The organism is Variovorax sp. PBL-H6 (assembly GCF_901827155.1).
Classification (GTDB): domain Bacteria; phylum Pseudomonadota; class Gammaproteobacteria; order Burkholderiales; family Burkholderiaceae_C; genus Variovorax.
The window spans coordinates 380,067-394,000 of the sequence record NZ_LR594660.1 but is presented as its reverse complement, the minus strand read 5'-3'; the positions used below and the strand labels follow the sequence as shown (position 1 = coordinate 394,000).

Annotated in this window: 18 protein-coding genes; 6 read left to right on the top strand and 12 right to left on the bottom strand. The window is 62.8% G+C overall.

Going from position 1 to position 13,934, the window contains the following annotated elements; genetic code table 11:
• Window positions 1-60 precede the first annotated feature (60 nt).
• Window positions 61-552: a hypothetical protein gene (locus tag G3W89_RS30280; protein WP_162577726.1), complete on the bottom strand. Its 492-nt coding sequence runs from the start codon at window positions 550-552 to the stop codon at window positions 61-63.
• A 450-nt stretch (window positions 553-1,002) separates the two neighbouring features.
• Here G3W89_RS30280 and G3W89_RS30275 point away from each other — a divergent pair, with 450 nt between their 5' ends.
• Window positions 1,003-1,401 carry a hypothetical protein gene (locus tag G3W89_RS30275; RefSeq protein ID WP_162577725.1) on the top strand — a complete coding sequence of 133 codons (399 nt, stop codon included), beginning with the start codon at window positions 1,003-1,005 and terminating at the stop codon, window positions 1,399-1,401.
• A gap of 239 nt (window positions 1,402-1,640) precedes the next feature.
• Here G3W89_RS30275 and G3W89_RS30270 read toward each other — a convergent pair whose 3' ends face one another.
• Window positions 1,641-2,024: a hypothetical protein gene (locus G3W89_RS30270; RefSeq protein WP_162570898.1), complete on the bottom strand. Its 384-nt coding sequence runs from the start codon at window positions 2,022-2,024 to the stop codon at window positions 1,641-1,643.
• Window positions 2,025-2,186: 162 nt separating this feature from the next.
• Complete coding sequence (locus G3W89_RS30265; protein ID WP_068674170.1) at window positions 2,187-2,399, bottom strand: hypothetical protein; 213 nt, start codon at window positions 2,397-2,399, stop codon at window positions 2,187-2,189.
• Between the two features lie 150 nt (window positions 2,400-2,549).
• Here G3W89_RS30265 and G3W89_RS30260 point away from each other — a divergent pair, with 150 nt between their 5' ends.
• Both G3W89_RS30260 and G3W89_RS30255 read left to right on the top strand, forming a co-directional pair.
• Window positions 2,550-3,272, top strand: coding sequence for an alpha/beta fold hydrolase (locus G3W89_RS30260; protein ID WP_232076901.1), 723 nt, complete (start codon window positions 2,550-2,552; stop codon window positions 3,270-3,272).
• A gap of 290 nt (window positions 3,273-3,562) precedes the next feature.
• Window positions 3,563-4,411 carry a hypothetical protein gene (locus tag G3W89_RS30255; protein WP_162570899.1) on the top strand — a complete coding sequence of 283 codons (849 nt, stop codon included), beginning with the start codon at window positions 3,563-3,565 and terminating at the stop codon, window positions 4,409-4,411.
• 113 nt (window positions 4,412-4,524) lie between these two features.
• Here G3W89_RS30255 and G3W89_RS30250 read toward each other — a convergent pair whose 3' ends face one another.
• On the bottom strand, window positions 4,525-4,857 hold the full coding sequence (locus tag G3W89_RS30250; protein WP_162570900.1) for a DUF4148 domain-containing protein: 333 nt from the start codon (window positions 4,855-4,857) through the stop codon (window positions 4,525-4,527).
• Window positions 4,858-5,140: 283 nt separating this feature from the next.
• Window positions 5,141-5,512 (bottom strand): hypothetical protein, encoded by a 372-nt coding sequence (locus G3W89_RS30245; protein WP_162570901.1) that lies wholly within the window; start codon window positions 5,510-5,512, stop codon window positions 5,141-5,143.
• Window positions 5,513-5,612: 100 nt separating this feature from the next.
• Here G3W89_RS30245 and G3W89_RS30240 point away from each other — a divergent pair, with 100 nt between their 5' ends.
• Window positions 5,613-5,816, top strand: coding sequence for a hypothetical protein (locus G3W89_RS30240; protein ID WP_068674159.1), 204 nt, complete (start codon window positions 5,613-5,615; stop codon window positions 5,814-5,816).
• Window positions 5,817-5,914: 98 nt separating this feature from the next.
• Here G3W89_RS30240 and G3W89_RS30235 read toward each other — a convergent pair whose 3' ends face one another.
• From G3W89_RS30235 to G3W89_RS30215, 5 genes are all read right to left on the bottom strand, one after another.
• Window positions 5,915-6,787, bottom strand: coding sequence for a hypothetical protein (locus tag G3W89_RS30235; RefSeq protein ID WP_162570902.1), 873 nt, complete (start codon window positions 6,785-6,787; stop codon window positions 5,915-5,917).
• Window positions 6,788-6,992: 205 nt separating this feature from the next.
• The gene (locus G3W89_RS30230; RefSeq protein ID WP_068674155.1) at window positions 6,993-7,607 is read right to left on the bottom strand and encodes a hypothetical protein; all 615 of its coding nucleotides are present in this window, start codon (window positions 7,605-7,607) and stop codon (window positions 6,993-6,995) included.
• A 199-nt stretch (window positions 7,608-7,806) separates the two neighbouring features.
• Entirely contained in the window at window positions 7,807-8,301 is a 495-nt protein-coding gene (locus G3W89_RS30225) for a hypothetical protein (RefSeq protein WP_162570903.1), read from the bottom strand.
• Window positions 8,302-8,353: 52 nt separating this feature from the next.
• A complete protein-coding gene (locus G3W89_RS30220) occupies window positions 8,354-8,941 on the bottom strand; it encodes a hypothetical protein (protein ID WP_146039547.1) in 588 nt (195 codons plus the stop codon).
• 190 nt (window positions 8,942-9,131) lie between these two features.
• Window positions 9,132-9,776 carry a hypothetical protein gene (locus tag G3W89_RS30215; RefSeq protein ID WP_162570904.1) on the bottom strand — a complete coding sequence of 215 codons (645 nt, stop codon included), beginning with the start codon at window positions 9,774-9,776 and terminating at the stop codon, window positions 9,132-9,134.
• Between the two features lie 93 nt (window positions 9,777-9,869).
• Between G3W89_RS30215 and G3W89_RS30210 the strand changes: the two genes are divergently transcribed.
• Entirely contained in the window at window positions 9,870-10,322 is a 453-nt protein-coding gene (locus G3W89_RS30210; RefSeq protein WP_162570905.1) for a hypothetical protein, read from the top strand.
• 115 nt (window positions 10,323-10,437) lie between these two features.
• Window positions 10,438-11,301, top strand: a complete 864-nt coding sequence (locus tag G3W89_RS30205) for a hypothetical protein (RefSeq protein ID WP_162570906.1) — start codon at window positions 10,438-10,440, stop codon at window positions 11,299-11,301.
• A 320-nt stretch (window positions 11,302-11,621) separates the two neighbouring features.
• Here G3W89_RS30205 and G3W89_RS30200 read toward each other — a convergent pair whose 3' ends face one another.
• A complete protein-coding gene (locus G3W89_RS30200; RefSeq protein ID WP_162570907.1) occupies window positions 11,622-13,070 on the bottom strand; it encodes a hypothetical protein in 1,449 nt (482 codons plus the stop codon).
• Window positions 13,071-13,553: 483 nt separating this feature from the next.
• A complete protein-coding gene (locus G3W89_RS30195) occupies window positions 13,554-13,934 on the bottom strand; it encodes a hypothetical protein (RefSeq protein ID WP_162577724.1) in 381 nt (126 codons plus the stop codon).

Here is a 13,934-nt window from a genome sequence, read left to right as displayed (position 1 = left end):
AAGCGAGTGCTGCGCGGAGCAGCGGCCTGCCTTCTGTAGCAACCGGACCGGCCACGCCGCTTAACGCGCCTTCTGGAGAGGGATGGGCCGCCCGGCCTGGTCGAACCGCTTCGGGAACAGCACCTGCAGCTTGTAGCCAGGCTTCACGACCTGGAACCGGTCATCGAGCTCCAGGAAGAATTCCTTGACGTCACGGCGCGAGACGTGGCCATCCGTCGGACCGGCGAAGCACAGCTGCGCTGCCGACAAATCCGAGCCCGGGCGCCACATGATGCGAAAGGCGTCCAGAAGCATCTGCTTGGGAACAAGGAAGCAGTCGAAGCGCAGCACGCAACCGACGCGGGCCTGATGCGCGGCCTCGAGCCAGGCCGCTGCGGCGTCTCGATGAGCCGCCTCATCTCCGGCATCGTGCAGTCGTCGGGCCTCACGAAGTAGTTTTTCGAGCCCTTCAGGGCTGGTACCGGGCGCCCGCTCGTTCAAGGCTTCCACCTGGCTGCGCAGCTCCGCTTTAAGGGCAGCTGGCGCGATGCCGGCCGCATGGTAGCGGCGCACGAGCGCCTCGAGTTCCCGGGAGATTCGGCTTTGAGCTTCTTCGGATAGGGCGGGGGACACGGTTGTCTTTCGGAGGCTGAAACCCCGTGTAGCAACGGCCGTATAAAAGGTTGCGTCCAGCGTAACCAGGGGTCCGCTTGGTCGCAGCCTCGGCGGAGCTGTGTGGTTTTCTCGCCAGAACTACACGTGGCATTGCTCCGACTTTCCGAGGGGACCATGCCATACCTTGTCGACATTCATTGCTCCTATCAGCGCCGAGACCCCTGGGAGGGGTTCCGGACGGCACACGATTTCGCCCTGCTCGACGCCTTCCGAAAAGGCGCAACGCTGCATTTGGCGCTGCATGAATCCCCATGGCGCTGGTTTCTCCGGCCTGAGCAGGGGGATGAGGTCCTGGTGTGGAGCGGAGCACCTCAGGGCCCAAAGGGGCAGCCTGAACTCCGTCCCACCATGCCTCTACTGTTGAAGGAGCTCGCCCAGCCGGTGGCGGCATCGGAGGGAGAGCCGGTTGGTATCGAGCCCGGAGGCTGGCGCTTTGATGCTGAGGGATTTGCCCGGCGCGAGCGGGAGTGGTCGGAGGTGGTCGCCTGGCGCGAGGCGCGCAGGCAGAACCCCACGCTGTACAACCCTGAGCTCGGGCGCCTGAGTGCGGCCGCGTTGGCGACGCTGCGGCTGCTGAAGACTGGTCAGGTCGTGTACCCGTACCCCGAACTGGAAGCGCCGCTCCTGGAGCTGGATGCGCAGGGGCTGCTGAACATGCCCAGCGGCGCAGCGTTCAGCCTGGTTCCGCCGGCGCGCCGTCTGCAGGTGCCCCGCGGACCGACGCTCAAGCTCAACTTCGCGGGCTGACGCGACCGCGCCAAGAGATGGCGGGAGCCGCCGGCTTCGCGACCCCCAGGCCCTGGCTAGCAGCAGCCGTCTCCTCGGTGCCTATACGAGGAGAAAAACTTCCCTTCGAGCGCGCTGTTCAGTTGGCGCTGCGCCCAGGGCGAAAAGACCGTCCCGAGGCGGTCTTTTCTTATCCGTTCGGCCAGCACATGTGCGGTGATTGGTGGGGCGGGCCCGAGCCCGCGAGTAGGGAGCGGCCGCTAGCCGCTGGTCGAAAGTAACGCGCGCGCCTTGGCCAAGCGCGCCGGCAATTCGCGGTACCAGGGACTCTGCCGGACGTCAGCTTGCTCCAAAGAAGAAGTTTCTTGGTAGTACTGCTCAATCGCGCCTGCGTACCGCTCGCACATCTCGACCTCTTCTTTGTAGCGCTTGGCTTTGCGCAAGAGAATCGCCACCCGCTCGAAGTAGAACGGGGCGGCGACCACGCCATGGTCTGCCATGTTGCGCAGTTCAGCTTCGCAACATTGCAGCATCAGCGGGAGGTCCTGCGCACTGTCGCGTGCCAGGGTCCAGGTGGGTTTGCCGCCAACCGTGGCGGTGCTGGGTGCCCATGTCGTAGAAGGCTTGTCGGACGCCCGGCTCATCACACGGGCCTATCGCCGCCGCGGCAGCATGTTGGAAGCGCCAGAAGTTTCATGTCCGCATTTTCGCGCATGACGGTCACCGGAGCTGCCGCCAAGCTGGACCGTAGAGCACGGACGCGCCCCGAACGACTGTGGCGCCGGTCACCGGCGGTCAGCGACCCGCTACTTTTTGGGGGCCATCACGCCCATGGCCAGCTGTGTATTCAGGGAGGCTATTTGCTGCACAAGCCCCCATTGCCGCGTCATCAGCTCCAAAAACTCAGGGTTGGGCGGCATCGCCTTGGCCGAAAGCGCGAGCTGCGACATCGCTTGGGCGATGTCCTGCTGCTCCGCATAGATTTTCTTCGCGGCTTCCGAGTATTCGTCCAGCGTCATGCCATATCTCCTGGTCGTGGTGCGAAATCTTAGCGTTCCTGGGAGGCGAGGTCGAGCGCCACCGGAGCCGAGCGGGGGCACTCGCTACAGGAAGAAGACCTCTTGTTCAACCTCAGGCGCCAGCACCCGCAGGCGCATCCAAGGACTCCCATGACCCACACCCTCCAGTGCAGGTTCGCGCACACAGCGCTTGCCAAAGGTGCGACCACGCTTTCCGACACGCTTCTCGTCTTCCTGCCGGGCGCGTTCCTCCAGCCGGAGGAGTTCGAACGCCAAGGCATCATCGCTGCTGTCAAGGAGCGGAACCTCGCGGTCGATGCCCTCCTGGTGGACGCCAACGTCGCGTTCTACTACGACCAGAGCTTCGTCGAGAGGCTGCATCTGGACGTCATCCGGCCGCAGCGCGAGGCAGGCTACAAGTCCATCTGGCTCGTCGGTGTCTCCATCGGAGGCTTTGGCGCGCTGATTCATGAACTGGCCTACCCGGGCGCGGTCGACGGCATCGTCACGATTGCCCCGTACCTCGGCCGGCGCCCTATCGCCGCGGCAATCCAAGCCGCCGGTGGCCTGCGGAGCTGGCAAGTGCCCGAAGGGCCTCCGCCGGACCAGGAAGTCGACCGCAAGCTGTGGCCATTGCTCAAGCGCTACACCCAAGCAGACGCTTCCAGCGGCCTGCCTCCGGTGTATCTCGGCTACGGCTTGGACGACCGCTTTGCAAGCAACCATCGGGTGCTCGCGGACGCGCTGCCGGAAGGCCGTGTGTTCACGACACCAGGGGGCCATGCCTGGCCGCAATGGTCGCAGCTCTGGCGCGAGGTGCTCGAGGTGCTGCCCCTGCCCATGGCTGAAAAGGCTGCGGCCGCTACGGTTTAGGCCTTACTCTCAAGCTTGTCCTCATTTGATTGGCCCCCCGGAAACGGTGGGCCAATTTTTTGTATGCGGACAATCGGCGGAGTACGTGTCGCGGCGCTTAACGGGGAGCTACTGCCTTGCAACCGCCGAGTTCTCGGCTCAAAATTACTCGTTACACGCGTCGCAATCGACGGAGGTGTGCCATGGATTCATGCCGAAGCAGAGGGCCACTGGCGTGCACGCTCGTTTTGGCACTTCTGCCCCTCCCGTCTCTCGCAGACGTTGGTGGCCGTTCCGAGGCTGATGACACCGTGAAGCTCTACCGTGTTATCGAGCGCACGGCTATGCCGCAGGGGCCCATTCGCAGCTTCCCGTTTCATTCACAGTCCGTGTGCGAGTACGCGGGTCAACCTTTGCCCGGACCCAACCAAGCGCTTAGAGCGACCACGATAGCGGCGGTCGGGGATGACGAAGAGTACTTGTCCGTCGAAAGCTATGCGAAGTGCGCGCTGAAGGACCAACAGCCCTACTGCTTCTCCGTAATCCATCCGGGCGTTTGGACCTGGACCGAAGTTAGCATCTTGGACATCGCAGAGCGGCGCGAAGTGGTCCGCAGTGCCAGGTTTCCTGAGAATGTCTTCGAGCCTGTGCTAACCGCCCTGGAGGCATTAGTGCTCGAGAACATCGAGCGCCGCCTGCAGCAGCAACCAACGTTGCATACCGATGCGGGCCTGACAATACTGTATACGAGTGACGACCGCCGATTTGCGCGGAGGCAATGGCTGGCGCTCGAGAGGACTTTTGCTTTGCGCTGGGCGGGGTATCTAACTTCGCTTCCTCCCGGAGAGCAACGCGAGCTTCCTATCTATGCATTTCATTACGGCTGCCTAGCTGCGGGAGGTTCAGATTACCAGGTTACCTCGGACCCGCCGGGCGCAAGCATTCGCCTCATCAGTGACTTTGATTGGCAGGTCTGCAGGGCGCGGAACGCCGACCCTTGGAACCCTGACAAATGTGCAGGCTGGAGTATCCTCGTCCAGCCTTCCGCGCTATTGATAGGCACATACCGCTATCACGCCACTTGGCCCAGTGGAAAGGAGTCTCGGAACGTCTTCAAGGTGGAGTACATGAAGCACGAGGCCGGCATCACCCTTCGTTAGCTAATGCAGGGTGCTGGGTTGGCCTCTAAAAAAATCAGATGCAGAAGGGGCCGACCGGCGCGAGTGCGCGGGTCGGCCCCTGGCTGCTGCGGTGCGAGCTATGCCGCTGCCGATTACTTCGACGCGATGTTCGTATGGTTGAAGGTCGAGACGACCTTACTGTTCACACGCGAGCTGGGCTTCACGTTCTGGTCCGGAGCGTGAGCGGCGGCCACGGCCTGGGCGCGCACGGCTTCCTTGCTGGCAACCGATGCGACGGTCAGCACGCCGCGGCCGGGCTCGGCAGCCAGGTCGATGGACTTGGCTTCAACGACGGCTTCGATGTTCACTTCAGCGCGGTTCTTGCTCGAGGCGGACACATGCACGCCGTCGTAGGTTTCGGCGTGGGCGCCCAGCGAAAGACCGAAGGCGGCGATAGCGGCGAGGGCGAGGAGAGACTTCTTCATGAGGGATTCCGGTAGGTGGATAGGCTTTAGGAAAGGTCCGTTTGTATAGGTCTGCAAATCTTATAGGTACTTACCCGGAGATTTAGTAGCCCTATAATCGAAACAGTGCGTCTCCGTGGCAGCTACAATGCACCTGACGGCGCCGTTGCCTACGGGTTTTTCCATTATAACACAACCGCTCTCTGTGGGTCTATAGAGCAACCGGAGAGGTTGCGTTATAGGTTGATTGCCACCAAGGAAAAGCGAGACCCGAGGGGTCTCGCTGAATGATGGCAGACGCCGGCTATGCGCGCTTTCTGACGTGTCCGGGTGCTGGTGCGAACTGGCGCTCCGCCCAGACGTTGAGCCTGAACAGGTCTTCCAGGGGCATGTCGCCGAAGTCGAGCGTTGAAAGGCCTCCGTTGGCGCAGTCGACAATCACGCCGCCCTGCACGAAGCCCATGAACTCCTTGACGACAAAGCCGCCGCGGAGGACGAATGTCTGGAAGCTGGGCAAGCCAGGCGAGCCTTTGCCGCGCGGAACCCAGGCCTTCACCGGCTTGCTGCGGCCGATGGGGCCTTCCCGGAACCCGGTCTCGATGAGGTGGGCGCGCAGCAGGCGGTTGAGGGAGGCCGAAAGCCGGCGACGTTCGTTGCGATATTCCGTTGGGGTCATGAAGAGCTCCTTTTGTATTTCCTGCTTTCGTATAGCTGGCGCACGTCGGGGCCCTAGGCATTGGCTACACGGAAGCAGGACCACACTGGAGAGACTTCAAATGAATATCCTGCGCGCGGAAGCCTACCTGGCCCGCTTTGCCAATTCGGAACGCCTGTCCGACATCTACGACGACGACGGCATGCTGCAGGCAGCGCTCGCCGTGCTGTTCCCAGGCTTCGAATACCCCGACTTCTCCCATCTCACGATGGCTGAGATTCGCAAACGCTATGCAGCCAACCCGCAGAATCTGCTGCCGACATAGCCTGCTTGCCTCATTCCAAGACCTCTCCGGAGGTCTTTTTCACGTCCGTGGGGACGAAAAAAGGCGCCAGCCGGTGAGGGCTGGCGCAGGGAATGACTTCAGTCGAAGATACAGGTGGGCGCAGGGCCCGAGCGAGTGTCCTTGAGGTTCACGGCGTGCTTTGAGGCCAGGAACATCCAACAATAGTGGTGACCGTCACGGCGCATCTCCTTGACGCCAATCTCCCGTGCGGCGGTGACCGCCTCTTCAGGGCCCTCGGCGAGATTCCAGGGTTCACCGAACCCCACGCCTCCGTGGATGAAGCGCCAAGCCCATGAGCTCTTGCGCTCGTACACCTGAGGGTCCGGACGGTATTCGGTGTGTTCCGGCAGCTCGAACTCCATGGAGAGCAAACCCCCGCCGGTTTTGGCCAGCGTCACCGTCTCGAAGGCCCCGCGTCCATCCGGGCGGCGAGGACCGCATCCCCAGACGACGAACTCATCGAAGCGGACCTGGAGCTCCCAGCCTCCGCAACCATCCTTCGGCGCTGGGCCGCGATAGACTTCTGCCAGCAGCTTGGGCATGACCATCGAATAGCGCTCGCCCGGGTACTTTGCCTGCAGCTCGAGGATTTGCGCAGATGAGAAGCGGCCGGCCTCGTCGACGTCCACCGTCGCGGTCTCGCCATCCGCCTTGAGCCATGCGCTCTGAGGGATGTGCCAGACAACGGCCATGTGCGCATCCTCGTCGACCCGCTCGACCTTGCCGGAGCCCATAACGCTGGACCAGCCCATTGCGGCACCTTTCGGCCCCGCCGGGTTGCACCAGTGAGGGTTCTGCTCCCGCATGGCCACCCAGAGTGCCTCCTCGAAGGCGGCCAAGTTGTCATCATCGTAGGGGATGTCCGTTTGCAGCAGCACGTCGGAGGACTGCTTCAGTGGGGGCCGAAAGCCCCAGTTTGTTCGTTCGAAGGTGGCGCGATACAGCGGCATGTTCTCTTTCGTTCAGGTTAGTGTCCTGAGGCGTCTAGAGACGTCACGCCGCCACGCTTGCGGATTTTTCCCCCACGCAGACCGGCGCAAGATGGTGGGTAAGGGCCTTTAGCGAAGTTGGCTGAGGCCGTGCCGCCGCCGCAGGGGCCCACGCGGCGGTACAGAGCTCGCCGTAGGCCCGGCCCAAGGCCATTTGGTTACTTGGCTACCTGTTCGGACTGGCGAGGAGCTTGTCTTTGGCGGCGTTGTACTGGTCGAGGGTGACGTGGCCATCGTCCTTTAGCTTGCTCCACTTGATGAGCTCGTCGGCGACAGAGTAGGACGGCGACAGCCCTCCCCCATGAACGATATTCACGTCGGCCTGCTTGGCAGCTGGCACGGCGGCCTTCGACTTCGAAGTGAAGATGCCGTTGGCCTCAATCCACCTCTCATGGCCTCGCATCGGATTCAGGAAGAGCACCTTTACGAGGGTGAAGTAGCCGAACGCTATAGACGCGGCGACCCCCCAGGCAAAGGCCGATTCAACGGCGTAGCTGCGGTCCCATTTGTCCAGATTGCCTTCCCATACCCTGAGCACATTTCCCGCCGCGAACAGCGCGCAGCCGGCGAACACGATAAACCAGTAGCCCCGGAAATTTCGAACCGCAGTCTCCATGTGAGAGAAGTCCGCGTTCTTTTTTAGCATCCAGACTCCGAAGGCGAGGAAGAGAACCGGGATGATGCCGACAAAAAACAAGCTAGGCACCAGCAGCAGACCGAAGATGAAAATCTTGCTCTGGTCCGAGCTCGTTAAAGGTTGGCTGTATGTTGAAGAGGACATTGGGCTCATTGATTGTGCCGAGGCATTGTAAGCATTTATTGCTAATGAGGTTGGCCTGGCTGGTACAAGTGCCGACCCTGCCTATAGATTTGTGCATTTCTCCCTCGGTACCGTCCGCCCTTTTACCCTTTCGGCTGGCGGTACCCAGGCAAGAAAAAGCCCGTCGCAAGGACGGGCTCGTGAAGTGACGGGAGGAGGCCTATTGACGGAGAAGCGGCTCCGCCCGGTCGATGTCGTCAGCTGAGATGTGCGGTATCGCAAGCACCAGCTCCTGAAGTTGGGCAAATCCTTCGTCCTCTGGGTCTTCGGGCCAACGCGTCGGGACGCTCAGAACTTCCTTGGATACGCCGGCCGCGGTGTCCACGGCGACGCTCCCACCGAGCTGAGCGACAACCGCCAGCGCCAGCGCAAGCCAACGTGCGTCGAACGGAAGCAGCATGCCGCGTTCCCCCTTCTTGCCGAACTCGAAGTGGTACGACGCCGCGAGGATGTCGCCGGTGCCAGTACGCAGCTCCACGTGTGCCATCCCGACGCAGTCCGGACGGACGCTGACGCGAAGGCTCGGCACGCGGGGGTAGCGCGCGCCCGCAGCTTCGCTGAGGTGAAAAGGCGAGCCTGCCGATATCGCGAATGCCGCCCCGATGGCATCGATACGCGCTTCGGGCGGGAATGTGACGGTGATGTTTGCAGCCATGGTTTCCTTTTGGTGTTTCCTGCCCCGTATAGCTTCGCCCCCGCACGACCCTTCAAGGGCCAAGCTGCGCTTCCGCCCGTGTGGCGAGGTCCTCAGCCATCGCAAACAGCACCATCTCGGCCCGCGCGAGAGCAAGCGGCCCCTTAAGCCCCGCAGCCGCATGTTGCAGCAGGGCAAGATAGGTCGGGAACACTTGGCTTTCCGCAAGCGGGCTCCACCCGCCTGCCAACCCGTGCTCCTTGAGCTGAGGGCCGGTCCGCTTGATGACGCCGTTTTGGCTGGCAAGAACCGGGAACGCCAAACCTCTTGCCGGGCCGGCGAGCACCTGGAGAGCGTTCAGCGAGACCGCCACCCGCGCGTCGAATATGGCGGCCGCTTCGGGGTCGGCGGCGGCTGCAACCTTGGACCACGATGCGATGCCCTTGAAGTCCGGCACCTTCCCTTTTGCGATGGTCTGGACGTACGCGGGAACGGTGCCTGGAAGGTTTCGCTTGATGCCGCCCCACACCCGCACGTAGTAGTCGCCGATGGCGTCATGCTGTCCCGGGTTGGCCTTCCATTCACGGGTCAGCTGGCTTTTCAGGTCAAGATTCCGCGTATACGCGTTGCTTCCGGCGACCCGAAGACCCAGGTGCTTCAACAGCGTGTCGTCTCGAAACTGCCACGTGTAAGTGACAGGTAGCCTCGGCTCCTCCTGTGCTACGTACTGGGACACGACGGATACGAGAGCGTGTGGAAGAGCTATCGAAGAGCGCATTGTGTAGAGGCTAGGGTTGTGAGCGGGACCGAAAGGGATACGCGGCTTGAATCTGGCGGCATGCGGGGCGATGCTACGCGGCGAGTGACGCGAGCCGCTTCGTTGCCCTCCGGAGGAGGCTCACCCGCTCGGTCGGCACTTCGGCCTTGGTGTCTCCAAGAGCGACGATTTCGAACGAGGATTTGCTGGCAAGCTTGCGCGTGAGCGCGTCCCGCGGTCCCAGGCCGCGGAATTCGCCGTGCGACAGTACGTGAACCTGCAACTGGCGCGAGATGGCCTTCACGACTTTCTGCAAGGCCGCGGCCAGCGCGGCCTGGTCGGGTGCGACTTTGCCGTGAACAATCAAGAGCTCGAGGGTGCCGGCCGCGCCGGCCTCACCCAGGATGAAAGCACGAAGAACCGACTCTTTGAACTTCGAGCGCAGCATCGCACGAAGGGGCTCGGCTGCAGCGAATGACTTCAGCGCGATGGTGCGCAGCTCTTGGTAAAACACGAACGAGACGTTGGCCGTGACTTGCTCGGCCTGGTCCTCCGCTGGCTTGCACTTCGTCAGCACGCCGCTGCTAAGCAAGTGGCCGAGCGTGCCCTCCAGCTCGTCGGTGTCGAGCTTGCAGGTCTTGGCGAGTTCAAGAGGGGAGAACTGTTGGCCCGGATGGGCGTAAAGGACGGTCAGGAGCTTCTGAACTCCAGGGGACAGCAGGAAATCGGCGGCGCTCATCAGAGGGGGCGGGGCTCAGAACAAAGGTCCGCATTATGAAGAACGCCCGGGCGCCCGTCGCTACACATTGGTTTGGACACCTTAGGAAATCGCATGACCAATCGGGACGCCCCCATCATCGTTGAGCTGGACAATGCCAGCGCGGCCGCCTCCGTCGCCTCCCGGTGCTTCCTGCCCCTGAAGGACCAGGCAGCACGGCTGGACACCCAAATCGTCGAACACGCTACGCAGGCCCTCGCGTCGCAGGAGCGCGGTGAAATCCGTGTTTTGGTCGTCGGCGACCTTCACGACTCAACGCACGTCGAGCGGATTCGACGGGCACTCGAGGCCAACTCCGTAGACGGGGCGCACATCTCCGTCCTTGCCGGCGCCCCGCGCACGCGCTGCCGCACCCTTGTGGTCGACGACGCCTTTCTGGTTCAACGCCAATTGGCAGAGGCCATCAAAGCCATCGAAGTGCCGCGCCTGGAACTCTACGCCCCCGAAGCCGAGAACAAGCCCTGGTACCGGCAGCACGCACAGCGCGGTCGCCGCCGCGCCTACTGAAACCATCTTCCCCGGTCCCTGAGCTTCGCAGTTCAGGGACTTTTCCTTTTAGCGCGCTGGGGGCAAGGAACCTTGCTGTACCTACAGGATGCAGGAAATTTAACAAGGATAGCCCGTGAAAATCAAGATTGAGTTCAACGAAGCGCAGGTACACCTGACGATTCCTCCCGTGGCGAAGTTCTCGCCATTGCACAACGCCTTGAACGGCGGCTACCCGGTCATGGTGCTGGAAGACCCCTGGCTCCTGATTTCGGAGACCGAGGCGACGACGTTCGAGATTCCGTTCACCAGCTGGCGCCACTTCCTGCGTGGCGTTCAGCATACTTTCGACTACTTCGCAAAGGTCGAGGCAAAGGAAGGCGAGCCGGACAAGCTGGTGTTCGAGGTCGCAGGCGTCGAGTACGACCGCCCCCGCTCCATTCCCCTCCGAGACGAATTCGTGCGCGATGTTGGGGGCTTCATGCTCTCCGACACACGGATGCATGTGAGCGACCCCTGCTACAAGAAAGCGTCTGACGGCACCTCCCTTGGTGCCGTGGATGGAGCCTGGAAGGCGCGCGTCGTGTTTCGAGACGGCTTCAACGGCTTCTGCTGTGCTGAAATCACCGTGATGCACGAAGACTTCGAGGCGCAGGCTGCCGACAAAGCGCTCTTTCATCAGTGCGCAGCCATCGGCGTCGACAGCGGACAGGTCGGATTCTTTGACGGAGCCCACTACCCTACGGCACCCGAAGAGTTCGCGTACGAGGACGGCACCTTTTACAGCCGCTGTACCGACGCGACGGAGTGCCTGGCGGATTCTTGGGAGCACAAGAACCCTTACCCCATGGGCCAGGTTCCTGGCGCCATCGGATTTGTCACGCGCACGTTCGACGGCGACGGCACTTACCCCCTGTCGGTCGTCACTGAGCCGCAACTCGGCAAGGTCGTCGCTGCGCGTGTGGTCTTTGCAGACCGCATGTCGAAGATGTTCGGCTGATAGCTGTCACAGCTGACCGCGCGACCTGATTGAACGCACCCCACTAGCTTCGGCTGGCGGGGTGCTTTTTCGTCCGGTCGCGGTGCTCGCGCTTGGCATTTGCGCCGCTCGCAGAAGTCCGGGAAGGGTTGCGCCTGCGGGCGTTTCCTTTCTTGGGCGTACGGTCGGCCTGGCAGCCGCCTCGCGCTAGAAAGGAAGTGCCTGGGCAGGCCGCCCGTACGCCCCTCAAGGGATGGACGAGGTCCGGAAGCATTCTGAGTGTGTACCCCGTCCCACGGCGGCTCAGGATGGACCTCTCGACGACCTCAGCTTCACGTGCATCAGTGCGCCGGCAGCGCCCTCTGGCTCACGGCGATTTCCGCGGCCACCCGGGTTGCCACGGCAGCGAATGTCTTGGCGAGGACGGGGAGAGGAGGGCGGTTCTCCCACTCAATCCACTCGCGCGCTTCAGGCTGCTCGGGGTCCACGGAGATGACGCCGCCTGTCTTGTGCTCAAGCGCTTTCCGTACCGCGGTCTCCGTACGGGTCCAGTCGTAGCAGAGCGCCGCCTCGACGAGCTGCACGCGCCGCGCACCTTGCCTGCCGGACAGCTGCTCGACGAGGCCCACCAGGTCCTTGGTCATCCCGACCTTGGCGACGTTGGGAGCCTCAGGGCGCACGACGAGGTAGATGAAGCGCGCCTTGTCCGCCGCCTCGGACCCCATTGTTTCCACCATGCGCTCCTTCTGAGCCTCCAGGAAAGGGAAGGTCTCCAGCAGTACGGAGAGGGCACTGATAGCGGGTGCCACCAGAGCGTCGTAGGCCGGCCGGTCGTCGCGGTGCACGTTCCTGGCCATCTCGAAGACTGAGCGCGCCTCTTCGCTGGTCCCAAAGGTTGCGGTGACCAAAGCGAGCTCCGGAGGTTTGGACAGCCCACGGGCGAGCTCGAGCTCACGCTTCGCCCGCAAGGAGAGCGCCCGAGCACCAATTTTCTGGTCCCTTGCCTTCGCACGGCAGGCCATCTCGCAGCACAGCTGAAAAAAGAGAGCCAGCTCCTCTCGCAGGAGCGGGTTCAAGAGGGTCTCCTTCAGGGTGACCAAGCGCCGCTGCTGGAGAACGCCCTCAGCGGTCGGGGTCCATTTCTCGAGCGCGGCCATCACACTGCCGGGCAGAGCGCCGGTGCGACCGGGCAGCCCCAGGAACCCCGCAAGCAGCCCTCGCGGCGCGCCGGTGACTGGAAGGCCGGGAAGACCGTAAGGGGCTACGCTGGCCGAGGCCAGAGCCGATTTGGGGATGCCCATCAGGCCCTTGAAGCCGCCCCGCCGCGCCCGGCCCTGCTGCGCCTCGAAGTCGGCCTCCGAATTGGCAACAGATTTGGCCAATGCGCGAAGCCCCGCGCGGAGCCAGTTGCGGGTTCGCTCAATGCCGTGGCTCGGGCCTGGGAGCAAGGACGAATCCACCCTGTTCGCCGCACTCCACCGGGGCAGCTCTGCTTTTGCGCGTGCCGCTCCCCCCGTGTACCAGACACACGCTTCCTCCTGACTGGTTCCGCGATGTTTGTCGTCATGGCCGTTGTGCATGAAGTACGGCGCGCCGTTCGCCCGCTTTGCAAGGACGACGCGACTCGAACAGCGGCCGCATTGCGGGTTGCGCTGTTCACTCTGAAGCGCATACAGCCCCAGCGCGCGCTGGTAGTCAGCGTGCTCCGATGCCGGCGCTTCCGGCGCAGGCTTGGTGAGCTCCTTCGCGGAGACTTCGAGCTCACCAAAAAAGACGTACTCGATGGTCATCGCTCATTTTCCTGTGTGTCCTTCAAGGCGCTAGCAAGTGGTTGCTAGACGGTTTGTCGGACTAGCTATCTGGCACTGACCCGCAGTGCCAGATTCACATCTGGCATGAGGGCTTTCTTAAACGTTTAGGAGAGTTTCTTTGAATATAGACCACGCACAAAGCGCGCTCGCGCGCCTCAACATCTACCTGCCGACGCTCAACAGTCGTGCGCTGGAGGACGTTGTGTACGGCCGGGGGACACCTTCCCAGTCCCTTGTCACCATGCACACCGCTGCCATGGCGCTTCTGAGGAGCAAGCTGCGAAGCAAGGCTCGACAGCTGGCGGTGGAAGCTTGCGGCGCTCTGCGTCTCAAGTCTCTCCAAGGGGATGTCATTGCGCGGTCGTACCTCGCAGAGCTCTCCTCCCGGAACCCAAAATCAGTTCACTGATTCCAAGGCCCACCCTAAGCGGTGGGCCTTTTTTCGTGTTCCGCTCCGATAGCCTATTGGGCCGACTCATCCGAAGCCTTCTCCGTACGCGGGCTGGGCCAATCGGCGCGCCCTGTGTCCATCGCGACGTCGCCCCCGCAACGCCGGCACAGGCCGCCTTCCTTGGCGCAGGGGATGCAGAGCACCGAAGTGGCGCGGCTGCCGTACACCTGGTCCATCTGGCAACACATGCACGCTTGGACCGTCATGGCGGCCCCCGCAAGCCGAGTTCGGTAGAAGCACGCCCGGCACTCCTGCCGCGCAAGTCGCTCGGCTTCCCGCGCATCGAGCTCGATGTCCCGCGCCGCTCGAAGCAAGTCGTCCACGCGTTGCCTGGCGTGCCGGGTGGCGCGTGCCATTTCGGCCGGCGTCATGTCAGCAGGCGGCTGGTTCAT

Excerpts from the sequence above, each read along its gene's own strand:
- G3W89_RS30275 (WP_162577725.1), top strand. The coding sequence starts at position 1,003 with ATGCCTCTACTGTTGAAGGAGCTCGCCCAGCCGGTGGCGGCATCGGAG.
- G3W89_RS30270 (WP_162570898.1), bottom strand. The coding sequence starts at position 2,024 with ATGAGCCGGGCGTCCGACAAGCCTTCTACGACATGGGCACCCAGCACC.
- G3W89_RS30265 (WP_068674170.1), bottom strand. The coding sequence starts at position 2,399 with ATGACGCTGGACGAATACTCGGAAGCCGCGAAGAAAATCTATGCGGAG.
- G3W89_RS30260 (WP_232076901.1), top strand. The coding sequence starts at position 2,550 with ATGACCCACACCCTCCAGTGCAGGTTCGCGCACACAGCGCTTGCCAAA.
- G3W89_RS30250 (WP_162570900.1), bottom strand. The coding sequence starts at position 4,857 with ATGAAGAAGTCTCTCCTCGCCCTCGCCGCTATCGCCGCCTTCGGTCTT.
- G3W89_RS30245 (WP_162570901.1), bottom strand. The coding sequence starts at position 5,512 with ATGACCCCAACGGAATATCGCAACGAACGTCGCCGGCTTTCGGCCTCC.
- G3W89_RS30240 (WP_068674159.1), top strand. The coding sequence starts at position 5,613 with ATGAATATCCTGCGCGCGGAAGCCTACCTGGCCCGCTTTGCCAATTCG.
- G3W89_RS30235 (WP_162570902.1), bottom strand. The coding sequence starts at position 6,787 with ATGCCGCTGTATCGCGCCACCTTCGAACGAACAAACTGGGGCTTTCGG.
- G3W89_RS30230 (WP_068674155.1), bottom strand. The coding sequence starts at position 7,607 with ATGTCCTCTTCAACATACAGCCAACCTTTAACGAGCTCGGACCAGAGC.
- G3W89_RS30225 (WP_162570903.1), bottom strand. The coding sequence starts at position 8,301 with ATGGCTGCAAACATCACCGTCACATTCCCGCCCGAAGCGCGTATCGAT.
- G3W89_RS30215 (WP_162570904.1), bottom strand. The coding sequence starts at position 9,776 with ATGAGCGCCGCCGATTTCCTGCTGTCCCCTGGAGTTCAGAAGCTCCTG.
- G3W89_RS30210 (WP_162570905.1), top strand. The coding sequence starts at position 9,870 with ATGACCAATCGGGACGCCCCCATCATCGTTGAGCTGGACAATGCCAGC.
- G3W89_RS30200 (WP_162570907.1), bottom strand. The coding sequence starts at position 13,070 with ATGACCATCGAGTACGTCTTTTTTGGTGAGCTCGAAGTCTCCGCGAAG.
- G3W89_RS30195 (WP_162577724.1), bottom strand. The coding sequence starts at position 13,934 with ATGAACCAGCCGCCTGCTGACATGACGCCGGCCGAAATGGCACGCGCC.